This is a genomic window from Paenibacillus sp. Root444D2 (assembly GCF_001426375.1).
Classification (GTDB): domain Bacteria; phylum Bacillota; class Bacilli; order Paenibacillales; family NBRC-103111; genus Paenibacillus_E.
Genome location: NZ_LMEO01000045.1, coordinates 884,313 through 902,819, shown reverse-complemented (window position 1 = coordinate 902,819; position 18,507 = coordinate 884,313). Strand labels below are relative to the sequence as shown.

At 44.7% G+C, this 18,507-nt stretch carries 15 protein-coding genes and 2 pseudogenes; all 17 read left to right on the top strand.

The window, feature by feature from the left end; genetic code table 11:
• Positions 1-29: 29 nt before the first annotated feature.
• The 17 genes and pseudogenes from ASD40_RS25245 (at position 30) to ASD40_RS25160 (ending at position 18,467) form a co-directional block, all read left to right on the top strand.
• Complete coding sequence (locus ASD40_RS25245) at positions 30-1,199, top strand: MSMEG_0565 family glycosyltransferase (protein ID WP_057305885.1); 1,170 nt, start codon at positions 30-32, stop codon at positions 1,197-1,199.
• Positions 1,174-2,133: a sll0787 family AIR synthase-like protein gene (locus ASD40_RS25240; protein WP_057305884.1), complete on the top strand. Its 960-nt coding sequence runs from the start codon at positions 1,174-1,176 to the stop codon at positions 2,131-2,133. Before ASD40_RS25245 ends, ASD40_RS25240 begins: the two co-directional genes overlap by 26 nt.
• Positions 2,126-3,703, top strand: a complete 1,578-nt coding sequence (locus tag ASD40_RS25235) for a nitrilase-related carbon-nitrogen hydrolase (protein ID WP_057305883.1) — start codon at positions 2,126-2,128, stop codon at positions 3,701-3,703. The genes ASD40_RS25240 and ASD40_RS25235 overlap by 8 nt, the downstream gene beginning before the upstream one ends.
• A gap of 24 nt (positions 3,704-3,727) precedes the next feature.
• Complete coding sequence (locus ASD40_RS25230) at positions 3,728-4,264, top strand: NADPH-dependent FMN reductase (RefSeq protein ID WP_057305882.1); 537 nt, start codon at positions 3,728-3,730, stop codon at positions 4,262-4,264.
• A 25-nt stretch (positions 4,265-4,289) separates the two neighbouring features.
• On the top strand, positions 4,290-5,264 hold the full coding sequence (locus ASD40_RS25225) for a 3-oxoacyl-ACP synthase III family protein (RefSeq protein ID WP_057305881.1): 975 nt from the start codon (positions 4,290-4,292) through the stop codon (positions 5,262-5,264).
• Positions 5,265-5,290: 26 nt separating this feature from the next.
• Positions 5,291-6,307, top strand: a complete 1,017-nt coding sequence (locus ASD40_RS25220; RefSeq protein WP_156396878.1) for a mannose-1-phosphate guanylyltransferase — start codon at positions 5,291-5,293, stop codon at positions 6,305-6,307.
• Between the two features lie 129 nt (positions 6,308-6,436).
• Positions 6,437-6,958, top strand: a pseudogene (gene sigK, locus ASD40_RS25215) (RNA polymerase sporulation sigma factor SigK); the annotation flags it as partial.
• 70 nt (positions 6,959-7,028) lie between these two features.
• Positions 7,029-7,561, top strand: a pseudogene (locus tag ASD40_RS25210) (ABC transporter ATP-binding protein).
• Between the two features lie 249 nt (positions 7,562-7,810).
• Positions 7,811-8,650 (top strand): class I fructose-bisphosphate aldolase, encoded by an 840-nt coding sequence (locus tag ASD40_RS25200; protein ID WP_235549374.1) that lies wholly within the window; start codon positions 7,811-7,813, stop codon positions 8,648-8,650.
• 29 nt (positions 8,651-8,679) lie between these two features.
• A complete protein-coding gene (locus ASD40_RS25195) occupies positions 8,680-9,837 on the top strand; it encodes a Gfo/Idh/MocA family protein (protein WP_057305877.1) in 1,158 nt (385 codons plus the stop codon).
• 2 nt (positions 9,838-9,839) lie between these two features.
• Positions 9,840-11,063 carry a carbohydrate kinase family protein gene (locus ASD40_RS25190; RefSeq protein ID WP_082562432.1) on the top strand — a complete coding sequence of 408 codons (1,224 nt, stop codon included), beginning with the start codon at positions 9,840-9,842 and terminating at the stop codon, positions 11,061-11,063.
• Positions 11,064-11,066: 3 nt separating this feature from the next.
• Complete coding sequence (locus ASD40_RS25185) at positions 11,067-11,615, top strand: D-lyxose/D-mannose family sugar isomerase (protein WP_057305875.1); 549 nt, start codon at positions 11,067-11,069, stop codon at positions 11,613-11,615.
• A 29-nt stretch (positions 11,616-11,644) separates the two neighbouring features.
• Positions 11,645-12,403, top strand: a complete 759-nt coding sequence (locus ASD40_RS25180) for a DeoR/GlpR family DNA-binding transcription regulator (RefSeq protein ID WP_057305874.1) — start codon at positions 11,645-11,647, stop codon at positions 12,401-12,403.
• Between the two features lie 165 nt (positions 12,404-12,568).
• Positions 12,569-14,767 carry an AraC family transcriptional regulator gene (locus ASD40_RS25175; RefSeq protein WP_057305873.1) on the top strand — a complete coding sequence of 733 codons (2,199 nt, stop codon included), beginning with the start codon at positions 12,569-12,571 and terminating at the stop codon, positions 14,765-14,767.
• Between the two features lie 214 nt (positions 14,768-14,981).
• Positions 14,982-15,929, top strand: coding sequence for an ABC transporter permease (locus ASD40_RS25170; RefSeq protein WP_235549372.1), 948 nt, complete (start codon positions 14,982-14,984; stop codon positions 15,927-15,929).
• A gap of 20 nt (positions 15,930-15,949) precedes the next feature.
• Positions 15,950-16,834: a carbohydrate ABC transporter permease gene (locus ASD40_RS25165; protein ID WP_063860403.1), complete on the top strand. Its 885-nt coding sequence runs from the start codon at positions 15,950-15,952 to the stop codon at positions 16,832-16,834.
• Positions 16,835-16,916: 82 nt separating this feature from the next.
• A complete protein-coding gene (locus tag ASD40_RS25160) occupies positions 16,917-18,467 on the top strand; it encodes an ABC transporter substrate-binding protein (RefSeq protein WP_057305872.1) in 1,551 nt (516 codons plus the stop codon).
• The last annotated feature ends 40 nt before the right edge of the window (positions 18,468-18,507 follow it).

The following is an 18,507-nucleotide window of genomic DNA, read 5'->3' as shown; positions in this document are numbered from 1 at the left end:
GAAGTGAAGAAGCCAAGGAGGGCTGCAAGATGAGAATTGCTCTCTATACCTATAATACAAAGCCGAGAGGCGGCGTTGTGCATACACTTGCTTTGGCTGAAGCGCTCAAGGAACAAGGTTGTTCCGTGACGGTATTCGCTCTTGGCGCGAATGGGGAGAGGCAGTTTTTTCGGCCTGTACGAATGGAAACAAAGGTGTTTCCGTTCGCCGTTCAGCAGCATGAAGCGTTTGAAAGCAGAATTCTTCGGTACATTGACACGTATGCAGAAGGGTTGTCACAAGAATCTTTAGAAGTCTTCGACATTCATCATGTACAGGATTGCATAAGTGCAAATGCGCTGCATCGTCTGATGACGCAGGGGCGAATCCCGTTCTTTGTTCGAACCGTTCATCATCTTGACGATTTCACGACGCCAGCGCTGGTTGATTGTCAGAATCGGTCCGTTATGCTGCCGGAGGCGCTTATCACGGTTAGTGAAGCTTGGCAGCAAAGGTTGCAAATAGATTACGGTCGTCCATCATCGGTTATCCACAACGGCGTGGAGAGCCGCTTTTTTCAAAGTAAGCAGGATCAACAGGCATTGAAAGTTAAATACGGACTTCAAAATAGAACCGTCTATCTCACGATTGGCGGAATTGAGCCTAGAAAAAATACAATCGGTACCCTATTGGCTTTTGAACGAGTAAAAGAAACGATTCCCGATGCTCATCTATTGATTGTCGGTGGAACGACACTTTTTGATTATAAATATTACCTGGAACATTTTCATGACCTGCTTCGAATCATGCCACCTTCCATTCAGGAAGATGTTCAGATCATCGGATCTCCAGACAATGACACGGTTCAAGAACTTTATCGATTGGCAGATTGCTATGTACAAACCTCGAAGAAAGAGGGGTGGGGCCTCGCTCTGCTTGAAGCAATGGCTAGCAGGACTCCTATCGTGGCTTCAACGATCGATGTATTTCAAGAATTTATGCGAGATGGCTATAACGCGCTGCTTGCGGATTCTGAAGACATCCCAGCTATTGCTGAGAAGATGACAGAGGCAGTATCGGAGAAGGATCGTAACCGACTAATGACCATAAACGGTTATGAGACGGCTTCACAGTATACGTGGGCGAGGGCTGCTGAAAAACATATCGAATTTTACGAGAAAAGGTTGGTGTCCCATGGGCGAATTACAGAATCTCGTTGAGCGTATTGTTATATCTAAGGGCTTTAGCCGCAAAAAAAACATTCAAGCTCCCCTCAAGATGTTTGCTTGGGATCCCGAAAAGATGCTGGATCCAATCGGTGATGATGCGGCTATATTAGTTACGAACGATGGATATTTGCTTGTATCCTGTGATGGCATTATTCCGAAGCTTGTCCAAGATGAGCCTCGCTGGGCTGGCTATTGTGCGGTGCTTGTCAGTGTAAGCGATATTTATGCGATGGGCGGTCGTCCACTGGCAGTTGTCAATTTGCTCAGTGCGCCTGATGACGAGAAAGCCGCGCTAATCGCAGAAGGGATGGCAGAAGGGTGCAGCAAGCTCGGTGTTCCCATGGTCGGTGGCCACTATTTGCCTGAGGAATCAGAAGGGGTTGCGACTGCGATAGTTGGCAAAGCAAGCCATTTACTAAGAGCCACACAGGGAAAAGCAGGACAATCCTTACTCATCGCAATTGATCTGAATGGGAAACCTGTCAAGCATTATCTCCAGTGGGATTGTACCAGTAATAAAGAACCTCAGGAACTGCAGAGAAAGCTAGAGATAATGCCGACCCTAGCAGAGAGAGGGTTAGCTACGGCAGCGAGAGATATAAGCAATGCAGGAATCTTAGGTACAATCGCGATGCTGGCTGAAAATACGGGTTGTGGCGCAGTCGTTCAACTTGATCGCATCCCTAAACCTGATGAGGTTGATCTGGAGCGTTGGTTGAACATGTTTCCCGGTTATGGTTTTATTGTTTCAGCAGATTCGAGTAAAACAGATGAGATAATAACGCTTTTTGCTAAGGAAGGGGTTGCCGCTGCTGTAATCGGCGAGTTGACGACGGATACACGTGTAATCGTTCAGCAGGGTACAGAAGAAGCTGATCTCATTAATTGGGCGAATGAAGTGATGGTGGTGGGGCTGCATGGGTAGAACGCTTGAAGATTTATCCAGTTTCAAAGTCGCAGCGGTGCAATTTAATCCTGTACTTGGAGATGTGGAAAATAACCGTTGCCGAATGGTGAATATGCTTGAAGATGCAGCTGATCAAGGCGCTAAGCTGATCGTGTTTCCGGAGATGGCGAGCAGTGGCTATGTGTGGGAGGACAGGAAAGAAATTTCGCCCTATGTGGAGACGATACCGGGTCCAACCACGGAGGTTTTGCACGCGGTAGCCCGTAAGTATCAATGTTATGTTGTTGTCGGTTTGCCAGAGGTCGATTCAGGGAATGGAGCTTACTATAACTCCGCAGTACTGATCGGACCAGAAGGCGTTGTGGGTACTTATCGCAAAACGCACCTTTTTGCCGCAGACCCAAGGTGGGCTCGGGAGGGCAACGACGGTGTTCAGGTGTTTGAAACGAAAATTGGGCGAATCGCCCTCTTGATCTGCATGGACGCCATGTACTTTGAGCCTTCGCGAATAGCCGCTCTTCAGAGGGCGGATATCATCGCTTTCCCGACAAACTGGGTCGGGGCTTCGAATAATCCTCCTAGTAAGACGTGGTGCCTGCGCGCCAAGGAGAACGGTCTGTTCTGGATTGCTTCCAACCGATCAGACACGGAACGGGGAGCGCAGTTTACCGGGGGCAGCGCGATTATTGATCAGAACGGCGATGTCCAGCATTCCCTTTTATCCGGTGAAGGGATCGTATATGGAGAAATCAGCCTAGATCGCCAAGTAAGACGGAGCCTGCTGGATTCCCGAAAGACTGAAGCTTATCAGGAGTTGTTGCTCCAACCCTATTTGTGGAAAGAAGGGGAGACCTGGGTGGTTAACGAGCCCCTTCCTTATGAGATTGTTGTTTGTCCGCTGAGCCAAACCAAATTGAACGACAAGCTATTATTGGAGCTTCGCTCCATCCTCGATCAAACCAAATCTCATTTGTTCACAAAAAATAGATTGTATGTGCTGCCTGAATTGGAACTGCCGAATGATTCGGCGTCCTCTACAGATGAATTAGCGGTTGTTGTCATTCAACTCCAGCAACTTGCAGCTGTTTACGATGGGTACATCGCATTCTCTCTAGGGAACTCTTTGAAAATAGAGTCATTCCTCATCGGGGCAGAGGGGATTGTTGGTTCCTACGAACAGGTTCAGGGGGATGCTTCGGGTTCGAAAAAGAGTATCAATATGAAGGGCTTTCGCACTTTCGAGCTGCCATTCGGCAGAGTGGGGCTTTTGACAGAGAAGGATGCGGAGCTTCCGGAATCATACAGGGTTCTAGCTAAGCAAGGGGCGGATATTATCGCGATCAGTGGAGCATTCCATACCTCTGAGACCTTATGGATGAAAAGGATATGGGCATTCGAGAACGATGCCGTACTTGCATGCGCAACGCTATCGGGGAGTCTGTTGTTTTTGCATCGACAAGTGAATTTGGAGAGTGGGCTTGAAGCTTCTCCGCTTCTTCAAAAATTTGATCCGGAAATGACGGCTGCAGCTCGGAGCAGAACTTTTATGAGACGCTCGAAGACGCATCTGTATGACTTGCTGGTTTAACCATACCTTGAGGGGATGAGCGGAATGAAACTATTGGGAATTTCAGGAACGATCATTGGCGAAAAAACGGCTTCTGCCGTGAAACAAGTCGTTGAACATGCGAAATCGTTAGACGAACGATTAGAGACTGATCTATTAGATTTAAGAGATTATAAGGTAGAGTTTTGTGATGGGCGACAAGTTGCTGAATATAATGAAGATACACAGAAGGTAATCAAGGCTATTCTATCTGCGGATTGTTTTATCATCGGCACTCCTATTTTTCAAGCTTCTCTCGCTGCTCCATTAAAAAATCTATTCGACCTCTTGCCTCCTACGGCTTTTCGCAACAAAGTTATAGGCTTCGTGGGCACCGGCGGAACCTATCAGCATTTTCTTGTTATCGAAAATCAATTGAAGCCAATTGCAGGTTACTTCCGTGCCTATACGGCACCGGATTATGTATACGCAAATCGGGAACATTTTGATTCAAATAACCGAATTGTAGATTCATCCGTTGTGGAGCGTATACAGGCGCTTGCCGCACAGGTGCTTCATATGTCCAAATCCTTGATATCTTAGCAAACATCAAATGAGGTGAGCGGAAATGTACAGCGCAACGATCAATGGAGTAGGATCTTCATTACCTGAGAAACGGTTGACCAATGCTGACTTGGAAAAGATGGTCGCGGTATCGGACGATTGGGTAACCAGTCGAACAGGCATTAAAGAAAGAAGAATAGCGGATCAATCAGAAGCGACCTCCGATTTTGCCTATCAAGCAGCTGTTGGCGCCTTGGTAGATGCGGGTCTCGCTCCTTCGGACATTGACATGATCCTTGTCGCCACAGAAACACCGGACCATATTCTCCCTCCAGTAGCATGTCAAATTCAGCATCGATTAGGTTGTCGCAGCATTGGGGTGATGGATATACACTCGACCTGTGTTGGATTTCTGTCTTCGCTTCAAATCGCAGAGCAGTACATCAAGCTGGGCACATGTAAGAACATTTTAGTCATTGGCGCAGATACATTGTCTAAACTGACCGACTATACGGATCCTTTTACCAGCATATTGTTCGGTGACGGCGCAGGGGCAGTCATTGTTTCTAGAAGCGAAGAGACCAATGGAGCAGGAATACTCTCTACCTTATTGCTTGCGGATGGAGGAGCTTTTGAAGCTTTGTTTGTTCCCGGGGGTGGGAGCCGACATCCTGCCTCAGCTGAACATAAGGCGAAAATGGTGATGGACGGTTCCAAAGTGTTTAAGCTTGCCGTTAAGTCGATGACTAGCGGTGCAGAAGAAATTTTACAGCTTCATGGTCTGAGACCTGAAGACGTTGATTGGGTCGTCCCTCATCAAGCGAATGAACGGATTATCGATGCGGTTGCCCGTAATCTGGGCATGCCAGCATACAAGATCATTAAAACGATTCAATTCTATGGGAATAGCTGTTCTGCTACTATTCCAATAACGTTACATCAAGCCAAAATGGATGGACGGATAAAGCGCGGAGACCTGGTACTTATGGTTTCGTTTGGTGCTGGATTTGTTTGGGGTTCATCGTTAATCCGATTCTAGCTATTGAGAGAGAGCGTGAGAGAATCATGATTCACCTAATACTCTGCGGAGGGCATGGCAGAAGATTATGGCCCTTATCGAATGATGAAAGTCCTAAATCGTTTCTCAAGTTCAGCAGTCAACCTTCCATGTTTCAACAAACCATCCTAAGAAATCGACTGCTCTGTGATAAAACGGTTGTCGTTGCAAATGAAAGGCACTCTTCTCTTGCCATTGGTCAGGCGGAAGAAATTCAATGCGGTCATATAGAGTTCTTATGGGAATCCAGTGCTCGCGATACTGCGGCAGCCATCGCATTGGCTTGCTTCGGACTCCAGCCCGACGAAATCGTCCTAGTGACTCCCTCCGATCATTGGATTGATCAGCAGGAAGAGTATGATAAAGCGGTGGAGCGAGCAACTGAAATTGCTAAACAGAATTATTTAGCAGCAATCAGTATAAGACCAACGAGGCCTTATGAAGGATATGGTTACATTCTAGCGGAAGGTGAGGACGTTATTTCCTTTTGTGAAAAACCAAGAGTTGATCAAGCTGTCGAATTTCTGAAAAAGAGTAATTGGTTTTGGAATAGTGGAATTTATTGTTTCAAAGCCGGGGTTCTTTTAGAAGAGCTTCGAAATCATTCTCCATCCATTTGGGAAAGCAGTAATAGAGTTTACGAGAAACAGATTGTACGATCTTCCAATCAATTCAGTTATCCGGATATGGATTGTATCCCTGAAGAGAGTATCGACAGAGCAGTTTTTCAGAAAAGTACTCGTCTTAAAATGGTACTGCTGCAAACGGGATGGTCAGATATAGGCACTTTAGAAGACCTTGCCGAGTATTTCCGGCAATCTGCGGTAATGTCTTCTGAAAAACCCGGAATATTTCAATTTCAATCAAGCAACAATGTGTTTCTTTCGGACAGCGTGCCTGTTGCTTTAATTGATGTCGAAGATTTGATTATTGTTGCATCAAAGAATGGTATTCTAATATCCAAACGAGGATCTTCACACAAAGTGAAACATGTATTTAATCAGTTTAATTTGTCACAGCGCTAATAAGTACTTGTAAACCTTTTTAGGTATATAAGTGCTTTTTTATTATGATTGTTAAATGGAGGAGCTTGCTTATTTGGGGCTCCTTTTTTAATAAAATTATGGGCAGATTTTTAGAGGGAATTTACGTTGCTTTGTGTTGACATCCTCAAAAAATTCGACAACACAGGTGAAGATCTCGAGGATTTGATCTCGATTGGGACGATCGGATTGATCAAAGCGATCGAGTCGTTCTCGCCAAACAAAGGGACCAAGCTCGCTACGTTTGCGGCTCGCTGCATCGAGAACGAGATCCTTATGCATCTGCGTTCATTGAAGAAAACGCGTAAGGATGTATCTCTGCATGATCCCATCGGAACGGACAAAGAGGGGAACGAAATTACGTTGATCGACATCCTTGGCACGGAGGCTGACGATGTCGTAGATAAGGTGCAGCTTAAGATAGAGAAGAGTAAAATCTATCGCGATTTGGAGAACTTGGATGATCGCGAGAAGGAAGTCGTCGTTGGCCGGTTTGGGTTAGAGCTTGGCGGGGAAAAGCGGACGCAGCGGGAGATTGCGAAGGAGCTGGGCATTAGCCGCTCCTAAGTGTCTCGGATTGAGAAGCGGGCGCTGATGAAGCTGTATCATGAGTTTTATAAGGCGAAACGGTAAGGTCGGTCAGTCGGAGGAGTCGCATACTTCATTTATTTGTTCACAGATAATGGAGGCGAAGAATATGACCATAATCCAGTTGGAGCATGTGAGCAAGAATTATGTGATGGGCGGCGAAACGATTCGAGCGTTGGATGATGTTTCGTTAGAGATCGATCACGGCGAGTTCGTGGCGATTATGGGACCATCGGGGTCGTCTTTCAGAGCTTTAATTTGCTGCCGCGACTTAATTCATATGAGAATGTGGAGCTGCCGCTTATTTATCGTGGCATGAGTAAAAAAGAGCGGGAGCCGCTAGTTATGCAGGCTATGGAAGCCGTAGATTTAGTGGACCGCAGGCGGCATCTGCCTTCGGAGCTTTCCGGTGGGCAGCAGCAACGGGTTGCGATTGCCCGGACATTGGCCGGAGATCCGGCGATTATTCTGGCAGATGAGCCGACGGGGGCGCTGGACTCTCAGACAGGTGCAGAGATATTGGATATTTTCAAAAGATTGAATGAGCAGAGAAGGACGATTATCTTGATTACGCATGATCAGGCCATTGCTCAGGAGGCGAAGCGGGTTGTGTATTTTCGGGATTGTCGGTTGAGTGAGGTTGGATAAGTTGAATAAGGACCGGGACTCCGTTAGGAGTGCCGGTTTATTTTTGTTTATTTTTGTTTTATTAAACTATGCGATTACTGTATTCGAACTTAAAGGAACTCCAAAAAATATGCACATTGACTTAAAGAATAACGCATTCATAAATAATCAATCAATACCCGGGCAAAGGCTTGTGTTTGAAAAGAAAAATAGATGTTGTAAACAAACAATTTGCGTTATAAAATAACATTAAAACGAGTGAGGTGAATCATGACAATGTCACTAAAACCTAGACTTAACCGGATGTTCAGCAAGCAGGGGAAATGCTTTGATGTTGCTATTGATCATGGCTTTTTTAATGAAGTAAGTTTCTTATCCGGCATTGAAAACATGAAGCAAGCGATTGAAACGATTGTGGAAGCAGGTCCGAACTGCATTCAACTCAGCATCGGTCAAGCCAGACATCTCCAATCGATTCCTGGTGGTCAGAAACCGGGGCTTGTTCTTCGTACTGACGCAGCTAACATCTATGGAAATGTTCTTCCTCGTTTTGTATTCAGTGAACTCATTCATCAAGCAATCGAGCAAGCAGTTCGTATGGATGCGGTATCCGTTTGTGTCAATTTACTCCTATTGCCTAATCAGCCAGAGCTTCATTATCAATGTATACAGAACATTTCCCGCCTCAAAACGGAATGTGAGAAGTATGCAATGCCCTTAATGGTTGAGCCCCTCGTCATGTTGGCTAACGAAGCTAAAGGTGGTTATATGGTAGACGGGGATATCAATAAGATTCTCCCTCTGGTTAGGCAGGCGGTTGAGTTGGGGGCAGATGTCATAAAAGCAGATCCATGCGATCACGTAGAGGAATATGCCCGAGTCATTGAGATTGCTTCCGGTATTCCTGTGCTTGTACGCGGGGGAGGCCGAGCAAGTGATGAAGAAATCATGACGCGTACGGTTGAATTGATGAGGCAAGGCGCTTCCGGAATCGTATATGGTCGAAATGTCATTCAACATCCGAATCCTGCAGGAATGACCAAGGCGTTAATGTCCATTGTTCATCATGGAGCTACAGCAGAGCAAGCACTTGCACAATTATCCATTTAAGACAAATCATACAAAAGGAGTATGCATGTATGACTAAAACTATTATCCGTTTTGGTGTTATTGGCTGCGGGCTTATGGGCAAGGAATTTGCCAGCGCGGTTGCCCGTTGGTGTCATTTGACACAGGTCGATTTTGCTCCAAGCATTATAGCTGTATGTGATGCAAACGCTTCCACTACTCAATGGTTTCAAGAGCATGTCCCCAGCGTGGAAACTGCATATACGGACTATAAAGAATTGCTTGCTAATCCGAATGTGGATGCGATTTACTGCGCCGTTCCGCACAATCTACATGCTCAAATTTATATAGATATTATCAAGGCTGGCAAGCATCTGTTAGGGGAAAAGCCATTCGGTATTGATCAAGAGGCGAATAAGCTTATTCAGATAGCCATTCAAGAAAATCCCCATGTGATGGTTAGATGCTCCTCCGAGTTTCCATTTTTCCCAGGGGCGCAACAAATTGTGGCGTGGGTGCAAGAAAATAAATTCGGGAAAATTATTGAGGTTGAAGCAGGCTTTTGGCATTCCAGCGATTTGGACCCAACCAAAACGATTAATTGGAAAAGGCAAATCGCAACGAATGGCGAATATGGGTGTATGGGAGATTTAGGCATGCATGTCTTGCATCTGCCAATGCGGTTTGGTTGGAAGCCGCAATCTGTGCGAGCGCTCTTATCCAAAATTGTGCCAACCCGGCCTGACGGCAACGGAAATATGGTGCCATGTGAGACTTGGGATAATGCCATTCTTGCCTGTGATGTTCAGACGGAGAGCCAGCAGTTCCCAATGGTACTCTCTATGAAACGTATTGCTCCAGGCCATGCCAATACTTGGTTTATCCGTATAACGGGAACGGAATTTTCTGCCGAATTCACGACGAAAAATCCGAAGCAGGTGGCCTCCTTACCCTACAAGCCAGGCGGGGTTCAAGCTTGGCATGTGGCGGATACGCCTTATAAATCAGCCTATGCTACGATTACTGGCGGTATTTTCGAATTCGGCTTCTCCGATTCTATTCTCCAAATGTGGGCAGCATTCTGCGATGAGCTGGTTCACAATAAAGTTGAACGGCAGCCCTTTCACTGTGCTACGCCTGAAGAAGCGGGTAATAGCCATATCCTCTTTACCGCGGCATTGGCATCGAATCGAACGGGCCAAACGATACCCATTGACTGGAGGAACTAAACTTGCCCAGGCAGAGTCAAGCGGAAGTGATTGTAGCCGGACATATTTGTTTGGATATTATCCCAACGATTCGTGGCGGGCAAATAGGGCTGGATGAGCTATTCGTACCCGGAAAGCTTGTTGATGTTGGAAAGGCGGTTATTTCAACTGGAGGAGCTGTTTCCAATACAGGAATAGCGCTTCATCGGCTCGGAAGCAATGTTCGTCTAATGGGGAAAGTGGGTAATGATTTATTTGGCGAAGCTATACTATCTATTCTTGGCGAGCACAATCCAACCTTAGTAGACGGCATGATCGTTGCTCCAGGTGAAAACAGCTCTTATTCGATTGTCATTAGTCCGCCGCGGACCGATCGAATTTTTCTGCATTCGACTGGAGCCAACGATACGTATTCAGCCGCTGATCTGCGCGACGAGCAGCTTCAAGAAGCTCGTTTATTCCATTTTGGATATCCGCCATTAATGCGAGGTATGTATAGGAATAATGGTGAAGAGCTGGCGTTATTGCTTAAGAAGGTCAAGACTGCAGGCTTGACCGTATCCCTTGATTTGGCGAAGCCGGACCCTGCATCAGATGCAGGCAGCGCGGATTGGCGTGCTATTTTAACATATGCCCTACCCTATGTTGATGTGTTTCTGCCTAGCTTTGAAGAGATTGTTTATATGCTTCATCGGGATCAGTATGAAGCGTGGATGAGAGAATCAGACTCGGGAAATTTGATTTCATTTGCTACAGGAGACTTTCTTTCTCAGATAGCGGAAGAGCTGCTAGAAATGGGAGCCGCAATCGTCGGATTGAAACTGGGTGAGCACGGTCTGTATGTGCGTACGACCTCTGAGGAAGCACGTCTTTCAGCAATGGGAGGATGTTCACCTACGGAAGATTTACGTGAGAATTGGCTGGATAACGAAATCATTTCATCGTGCTATCAAGTTGATGTTGTTGGCACAACAGGAGCTGGTGATTGTACGATTGCAGGTTTTTTATATAGTCTTTTGATGGGAATGAATCTTGAGCATGCGCTGCAAACCGCTGTAGGTGTCGGTGCTTTCAATGTGGAGCATACCGATGCCGTAAGCGGTATTCGAACGGGTTCAGAGGTTTGGGAGCGTATGAATAAAGGTTGGGCTAAGCGTGAGATGAAGTTAGATTTACCTAACTGGGTTTTGAATGAGCATCAGGTATGGATCGGGCCGCATCATAAAAAATTCAAGAGGAGCCGATAAGCCATGAAAAGAAGCCAAGTTCGTCAAGCGCAGGAGCGCACAGCGCACATACTAAAGATGAGCGGGATTGTATTGTCAGAAGGGGAAATTCAGCGCATTGAGGTAGCGGCATTCGGGCTCGATCAAATAGAGGTACAAGGCCTCGAATTGATTACCTATGTAAATACAGACCGTTATTGCGCGAAGGAATTAGTCCTGTTCCCGAGGCAAACTTGCCCAGAGCATAAGCATCCTCCAGTAGGTCATGATCCCGGCAAAATGGAAACGTTTCGCTGCCGTTCAGGAAGCGTTTGGCTATATGTGGAGGGAGAAGCTGCTGCTGGCCTTAAAGCGGTAATTCCTGCCGGAAGCGAGGCTTACTATACAGTGTTTCACGAAATTGAATTATTGCCAGGTGATCAGTATACCATTGAGCCGGGCATTAAACATTGGTTTCAAGCAGGGGATGAAGGCGCAGTTGTTTCTGAATTTTCCAGCACGAGTCGAGATGAGTTTGATGTATTCACCGACCCGCGCATTGAGCGAATGCCGCTTATTGAAGATGAACAGTAGGATCGACAACTAACACGGAGGCACTCAAAATGCAAAACCCTATCAATCAACGACAGCAGCAAATTCTAGATCGCATGGCTATCGACGGTGAAGTCAAAATGGCTGAATTAAAAGAAATGTTCGAGGTCACAGAGATGACCCTACGCCGAGATATGGAGAAGCTGGAGCAATGGGGACACATTAGGCGAACGTTCGGTGGAGCGATATTAGTCGGTAATGATATTACCTTACACGAACGGTCCGGGGTCTTCATTGAAGAAAAAATGAGGATTGGTAAACTAGCCGCGCAGCTGATTCAGCCTGGGGAGTCTATCTTTCTTGATGGCGGATCAACAACGCTCCAGGTGGCTAGGTTTATACAGGCCAACCTGAATATCACGGTTGTTACCAATGCACTCAATATTGCTGCTGAGCTGCAAGGAAAGCAGATTTCGACGATTGTTATTGGCGGTATGCTGATGGGCCAAACCTCAACCTTAGTAGGTCCCGTTGCTGCGGAAGCATTGGTGAAAATGGCATTTAACAGGGCGTTTATCGGTACCACAGGCTTGACCTTGAAGCATGGCTTCAGCAACTCCAATATGCACGAAGCTGAGGTCAAACGACTTGCTATCCAGCAGGCATCCGAAGTAAACATTGTGATGGATCATTCAAAGTTTGGCAGGCAGGACTTATTCTCATTCGCAAGCCTAAAGGCAGCGGACCGCGTTATTACGGACCAATGTCCTGAACAAGAGTTAGACGAAGCCTTTAAGGAACAATCTGTGGAAATTTTGGCAAGTATCTGAATCATTTGATCCCCTACTGAAAAGCCGTTAACTTTGCAACAGCGAGAGTTTAACGGCTTCATTGTGTTAGAGGGATTTTTTCTGTGAACGTATGGTAAAAGCCAGATGGACGGAATATAAAATGAAGTGAGATAGAATATTATCAAGAATGTAAGGCGGGGTGTCATGGTGGATCAAACTAGGTTTCCTGTCAAAGCAATGTTTACCAAGTTTTTTTTCGCGTATCTTCTTTTGTTAACGCTTGCAATTGCGATTATTTCGATTTGGTTATTTCACATTTTTTCAAACAGCGCCATTCGTCAAATCAATGAGCTGTCCTATCGGACACTGATGCAAGGCCAAAATTCTACAGAGTATCTCGTAAACCAAGCCATGCAAGTTTCCGCACAATTATCATTCGAATATCCGATCATACAACAAATGAATACCGCTGAGAGTGACCCTATTGTAGAAAACAATTCTTTAAAAAAGCTGAATGACATCATCTTCATCAATGAAAGTATTTATTCGATTGGCATCTACAATGGGAATAATGCCTCATTTTTAACGAGCGACTACCCGAATATAGATAACGAAGCTATCGAGTTATTGCGAAATTCCGATCCCAAAACAAAAATCCGGCTGATACCACGAAAATTAAAGCTGATTTCGGGCAAAAATCCAGAAGAAAATGTGTATTCTATTTTTTATTACAATCGGGATAAATCAACCAATGCCGTTCTCAATGCGCTCATTGTAAATGTGAAGGAGGAAGCGGTTCGAAATGGCATTAATCCAGACGAAAGGGTAGATCAAGGTAACATTCTAATTGTAGATTCAAGCGGCAAAGTGATTTCGGATCCGACGGGTGGCGAATTTTTGAAGGACTACTCCACTCTAGGCTCTATCAAAAAGATTCTGACCGAGTCGGGTACTAACAGTTTCGTTGACACTAGCTTAAGTGGTGAAAAAGTGTTAGTAACACATAGTTTTTCTAATAAATTGGGGTGGCATTTTCTTCATGTTGTACCGTATCAAGCAGCTGTTGTCAGTATCAGTAAACTTAGAAACACTGTGATCTGGATCAGCTTCATTTTATTTGCTTTTAGCGGGATAGCCTCATTGTTCGTGAGCGGGAAGCTTTCATCGCCATTACGTGGACTTGTTGAGACTTTGGAGTTAATGAAAGAGAGATCAAAGAACAATCTGAAGGTCGATTATTTAAAAGAGATCCTCTACGGAGTGAGGGAGCCGCGGGCTTCCAGTGAACTGGAGTTTCCTTTGCGTGTTGATTTGCAAGAGGGTACGAGCATCCTGATCCTTCGAATTGATGAGCATTTTGATGTAGCGTCTTTGGAAGTAGAAGAGGTTGCAGAAGAAGTACATAAACAAATGAGGCTGAGCCTGCAGAATATGATATACGAGCACATGCACCCTAACCATGCCTATGAATCCCTTGAAATCAATAAAGATATCGTTTTATTGATCAATAATGACAACGCTTTCATGAATAATCAACTTCTATTGGATAAAGTAACAAGGCTGCAAGACCAGTTCAAGCAATCTATGGATACTACTGTCACCGCAGGATGGGGGACGTACGTAAATGATACAGCGAATTATCATGCTTCGTTTCAAGCTGCTTTGGAAGTAGCGCATTATAGAATGGTGTACGGCTTAGGCAGCATGCTAACGTATGAAACCGTCTTTGCAAATTTGAAACATGAGTTTGATTATCCGCATCAACATTTAAAAACACTTTTGGATGCAATCAAGCTAGGCAAAGAGGAGCCTATTAGGGGAGCACTGGATGATATTTTTAATGCTTTAAAAGAGTGCCATTTCGAATTAATAAAGCTATCGGTCAATCATCTTTTGCTTACTGTGTTTATTACGACTGAGCTTTCCATTCAGTATGTGAAAGATGACATTCTAACGAACTTTAATAATGCGGTTAGCAAATTAAGGCGATTGGAGACTTTAGAGCAGATGAAGCTCTGGTTCGCTTATTATATTCTTCATGAAATGCAACGAATTAAGGAGAAAAGAAAGCATCTCAATTCTGACCTCCTTGGGCGAATCCGAGATTTCATTGAAGGCTGCTACGCCAATACGGAGTTATCTGTTGAAATGGTTGCCAATCGATTTGACTATAATCCGATGTATTTCGGTCGGCTTTTTAAAGAGCTATTTAACCAATCATTCTCGGAATACATCACGGAATTAAGATTAAATAAGTCAAAGGTTTATTTGGAACAAGATCAAATCACCATTAAAGAAGTTGGCGTTAAAGTTGGTTTTAACAACCCGTCCTATTTCGTCACATTATTTAAAAAACATACCGGAATGTCTCCGAGCGAATATAGAAATAAACTGAAAATCTGATAGCCATGAAATTAGAAATTTCAAGGCCACGTCCTTTTCTCATCAAGGAGTGGCCTTTTCGTTAGAACAAGTATGGTTTTGTAACCGTGGTATTTAATTTATTGGCGTAGAAGTATGCAAATATAAACCATGTATATTCTTTTAACTTTTACATTTGCTCAAACGCTTATAGACTAACGGTGTAAACAGCCAAGCCACAAGAGGCCGGAGAAAGGTGGAGAGCCAAATCAGAAAAAGAAAATTCATCGTATTTGATGTACTGCTGGATATTTCAAAAAACAAAGCCCTATATCTGTTTATGCTGCCTGGGTTACTATATTTTCTTTTATTTGCTTATCTGCCTATGGCCGGCATTATCGTCGCATTTAAAGATTACAAAGTAAATTTGGGCATCATGGGTAGCAAATGGGTGGGGTTTGATAATTTTAAATTCCTATTCAGCAGCGATAAAGTGCTACGAGTTACATGGAACACCGTGTTCTTGAATGCGATGTTTATCTTCTTTCAACAAGCAATCGCCATCGTCACAGCTCTATTTCTCAATGAAGTCGGTTCGAAGGTTTTTAAAAAGGTGACGCAGTCATTTATCTTTTTGCCATATTTCATCTCATGGATCGTCGTAAGTGTATTTGCCTATAATTTGTTTGCATCTGAAGGTGGTCTGCTCAATAGCATTCTTGCGTTTCTCCATATCCCAGAGGTTGCCTGGGGACAACGGGCGGATTTGTGGCCGGGTATTCTCGTGTTATTTTCAATCTGGAAGTATGCAGGTTTTCTAACTGTGATCTACATTGCCGCGATAACGGGCGTGAACACGGAGTATTTTGAATCCGCAGCCTTAGATGGCGCTACGAAATTACAACAAATTCGGTATATTACGCTGCCCGTTATTTCACCGACAATAACCATTATGGTGCTGTTGTCAGTCGGGAGGATCTTTTACGGGGATTTCGGCATGATCTATGCGCTCGTTGGCGATAATGCGAGTCTGTACGCCACAACGGATGTCATTGATACGTTCGTCTATCGATCCTTACGAACCATTGGGGATGCAGGTATGTCATCTGCGGCGGGGTTATATCAGTCCGTGGTAGGGTTTATCTTGGTGCTAGGATTCAATGCGCTCGTCAAAAAGTACAAAAGCGAAGGCTCACTATTCTAACTACGTTTAGGAGATTGTGCATGAAAAATAACTATGTGCAAGATAAAATCGTGACGTACTCAGCTTATGTGTTTCTATCATTGCTGGCCTTGCTCTGCGTCATTCCTTTTTTCATCATGTTCTCGGGTTCCATAACGGATGAGAAATATTTGCAGTTGAATGGTTACAGCATTCTTCCTCATGTATTTTCCCTAAAGGCATACGCTTATATTTTTTCGGGACACTCCTCGATAGGTAAGGCGTATTGGGTGACTATTTTTGTAACTGTAATTGGCACCGCTTTCAGTATGGTCATAACGGGATTACTTGCGTATTCACTTTCCAGAAAAGAATTGAAATTTCGTAATAGCTTATCGTTCATTGTCTTCTTTACGATTCTTTTCAATGGGGGCTTGGTACCATGGTATATCGTTACAACGAAATATTTGCATCTTGGCGATACGATTTGGGGACTCATTTTGCCCTATACGGTGAACGCATGGAACATGTTTCTGCTGAGGAACTTTTTCTCGACGATTGACGATGCGATGTTGGAATCGGCAAGAATAGATGGAGCTAACGAAGTCAACATTTTGTTTCGGATCGTATTCCCTCTAGCCTTGCCTGGGGTCATGACGGTTGGATTGTTCTATGCGCTGCAATACTGGAATGATTGGTGGCTCCCGCTCTTGTTAATTAATGATCAGAAGCTGTATCCAGTACAGTATTTGCTTCGTATGGTCTTATCAAGTATGCAGTATATCTCTTCCGGAGGTGTTGGCAGTACGTATGCGGCTTCAACTGTACCGGCAGAATCAATTAAAATGGCCATTACGATTGTGACTATCGGGCCGATCATTTTTGTCTACCCATTCGTGCAAAAATATTTTATCAAAGGCTTAACGGTTGGCGGTGTAAAAGGATAGCTCGAAGATTCGATATACGCGGTTAACCACCGTTTATATATAAAGTTACTTCGTAACTATTAAAAAATGGGAGGTACAAACAATGTCAGGACAAAAGGCAAAAGGTTCCAAGATATGGGTATCAACGATGATCATTACAACGATTGCCACGCTTGCAGCCTGCTCTTCCAATACTGCTGAACCTACTCCTGCACCAGCCACACCTGCCGCCAGCACAGCGACTAAGGCGTCAGAGCAGCCTGCACCAACAGCAAAGCCACTTGATCAAGTTACCTTAAACATTGTATTTCCTGGGGATCCGCAGCCTGACCAAGCCTCTGTAAATGCAGCGATTGAGAAAGCTGTCAAAGATGAGCTTAATGTTAAACTCAATTATACGTACGTGCCATGGGGCGATTATGCAACGAAAGTTAAAGTGATGACTTCGACGGGAGAAAACGTAGATATTCTCTGGACGCATCCGGAGCTGCTCGCTCAACTGATCAGCTCCAATTCCGTCGCAGCGCTTGACGATGCCATTGCTAAAGTAGGTAAGGATTTAAAAGCGAATATTCCAGATTACTACTGGCCTGTCGTTCAAGTGAAAGGTAAAACCTACGGTGTGCCCGCAGCTCAGATCGGTACAGCTGCCGGCTATGCCACCTTCACGATTCGGAAAGATTTAAGAGAAAAATACGCGCTGCCGGCAATCAAATCATTGGATGATTTGTTAGCCTTCTACGCAGCAGTGAAGAAAAACAATCCGGAGATTATACCGCTGAGCCAAGGCAACACTTCCTTTGATTTAAACTTCAAAGAAGAATTTGTTCGCGGATTGCCAAGCGGTGTTGGAATCGATATGAACACGATGAAGGCCGAGAATATGCTGGATACGCCTGCATACAAAAAAGGTCTCGACTTCCATAGGGAATTGTTCAACAAAGGGTATATTTCGAAGGATGTTTTATCCATCAAGGATTTCCGGGCGGCTTTTGCCGCAGGTAAAGCAGCATCGGTGATCGGAGATCTGCCGGAGTACAATATCAATGCGAGGGCTGTATCGGCCATACCAGGTGCTCAAGTCGAATTCGTCAGAATTCAGATCACGCCTAAGGTCTTCCAAGAGGTAACAACCTGGAACTACCAAAGTATAGCGGCAGGAAGCAAGAATATCGAGAGAGCGGTTGCGTTCTTAAACTGGTTCCAAAAAAATCAGCAAAACTACGACCTCTTAACGTTAGGTGTTGAGGGCAAACATTATGTGATCAAAGACGGGGCAGTGAACTTCCCGGCTGGTGTTGACCCTGCTAAACCTCCTTACTTGCCGTTTGAATGGATCTGGCAAAATCCGAAATTTATGAAGTCCAAAGGCACGGATGTGAAAGGGTTCTTTGAAGCCTATAAAGACTATGATAAGGATGTTACGTTGAGATTCCCTGCGATGGGCTTCCTCTTCGATACGAGCCCAATTAAAACAGAGGTTGCTTCCCTTGATAGCGTTTTTGCTGAATATGGAACGGTCTTAAAAAGCGGTACTGCCGATGTTGATAAAGTGTTACCGCTATTCAAAGAAAAAATGAAACAGGCAGGCATCGATAAAGCGATTGCTGAAGTTCAGAAACAGCTGGATGCGTTCATGGCAAGTAAAAAGTAAGATATGGCGACAAAGAATCAGGCGGACAATCTGTGAAACT

Excerpts from the sequence above, each read along its gene's own strand:
- ASD40_RS25230 (WP_057305882.1), top strand. The coding sequence starts at position 3,728 with ATGAAACTATTGGGAATTTCAGGAACGATCATTGGCGAAAAAACGGCT.
- ASD40_RS25185 (WP_057305875.1), top strand. The coding sequence starts at position 11,067 with ATGAAAAGAAGCCAAGTTCGTCAAGCGCAGGAGCGCACAGCGCACATA.
- ASD40_RS25165 (WP_063860403.1), top strand. The coding sequence starts at position 15,950 with ATGAAAAATAACTATGTGCAAGATAAAATCGTGACGTACTCAGCTTAT.
- ASD40_RS25160 (WP_057305872.1), top strand. The coding sequence starts at position 16,917 with ATGTCAGGACAAAAGGCAAAAGGTTCCAAGATATGGGTATCAACGATG.
- ASD40_RS25240 (WP_057305884.1), top strand. The coding sequence starts at position 1,174 with ATGGGCGAATTACAGAATCTCGTTGAGCGTATTGTTATATCTAAGGGC.
- ASD40_RS25225 (WP_057305881.1), top strand. The coding sequence starts at position 4,290 with ATGTACAGCGCAACGATCAATGGAGTAGGATCTTCATTACCTGAGAAA.
- ASD40_RS25180 (WP_057305874.1), top strand. The coding sequence starts at position 11,645 with ATGCAAAACCCTATCAATCAACGACAGCAGCAAATTCTAGATCGCATG.
- ASD40_RS25235 (WP_057305883.1), top strand. The coding sequence starts at position 2,126 with ATGGGTAGAACGCTTGAAGATTTATCCAGTTTCAAAGTCGCAGCGGTG.
- ASD40_RS25245 (WP_057305885.1), top strand. The coding sequence starts at position 30 with ATGAGAATTGCTCTCTATACCTATAATACAAAGCCGAGAGGCGGCGTT.
- ASD40_RS25200 (WP_235549374.1), top strand. The coding sequence starts at position 7,811 with ATGACAATGTCACTAAAACCTAGACTTAACCGGATGTTCAGCAAGCAG.
- ASD40_RS25175 (WP_057305873.1), top strand. The coding sequence starts at position 12,569 with ATGGTGGATCAAACTAGGTTTCCTGTCAAAGCAATGTTTACCAAGTTT.
- ASD40_RS25220 (WP_156396878.1), top strand. The coding sequence starts at position 5,291 with ATGATTCACCTAATACTCTGCGGAGGGCATGGCAGAAGATTATGGCCC.
- ASD40_RS25195 (WP_057305877.1), top strand. The coding sequence starts at position 8,680 with ATGACTAAAACTATTATCCGTTTTGGTGTTATTGGCTGCGGGCTTATG.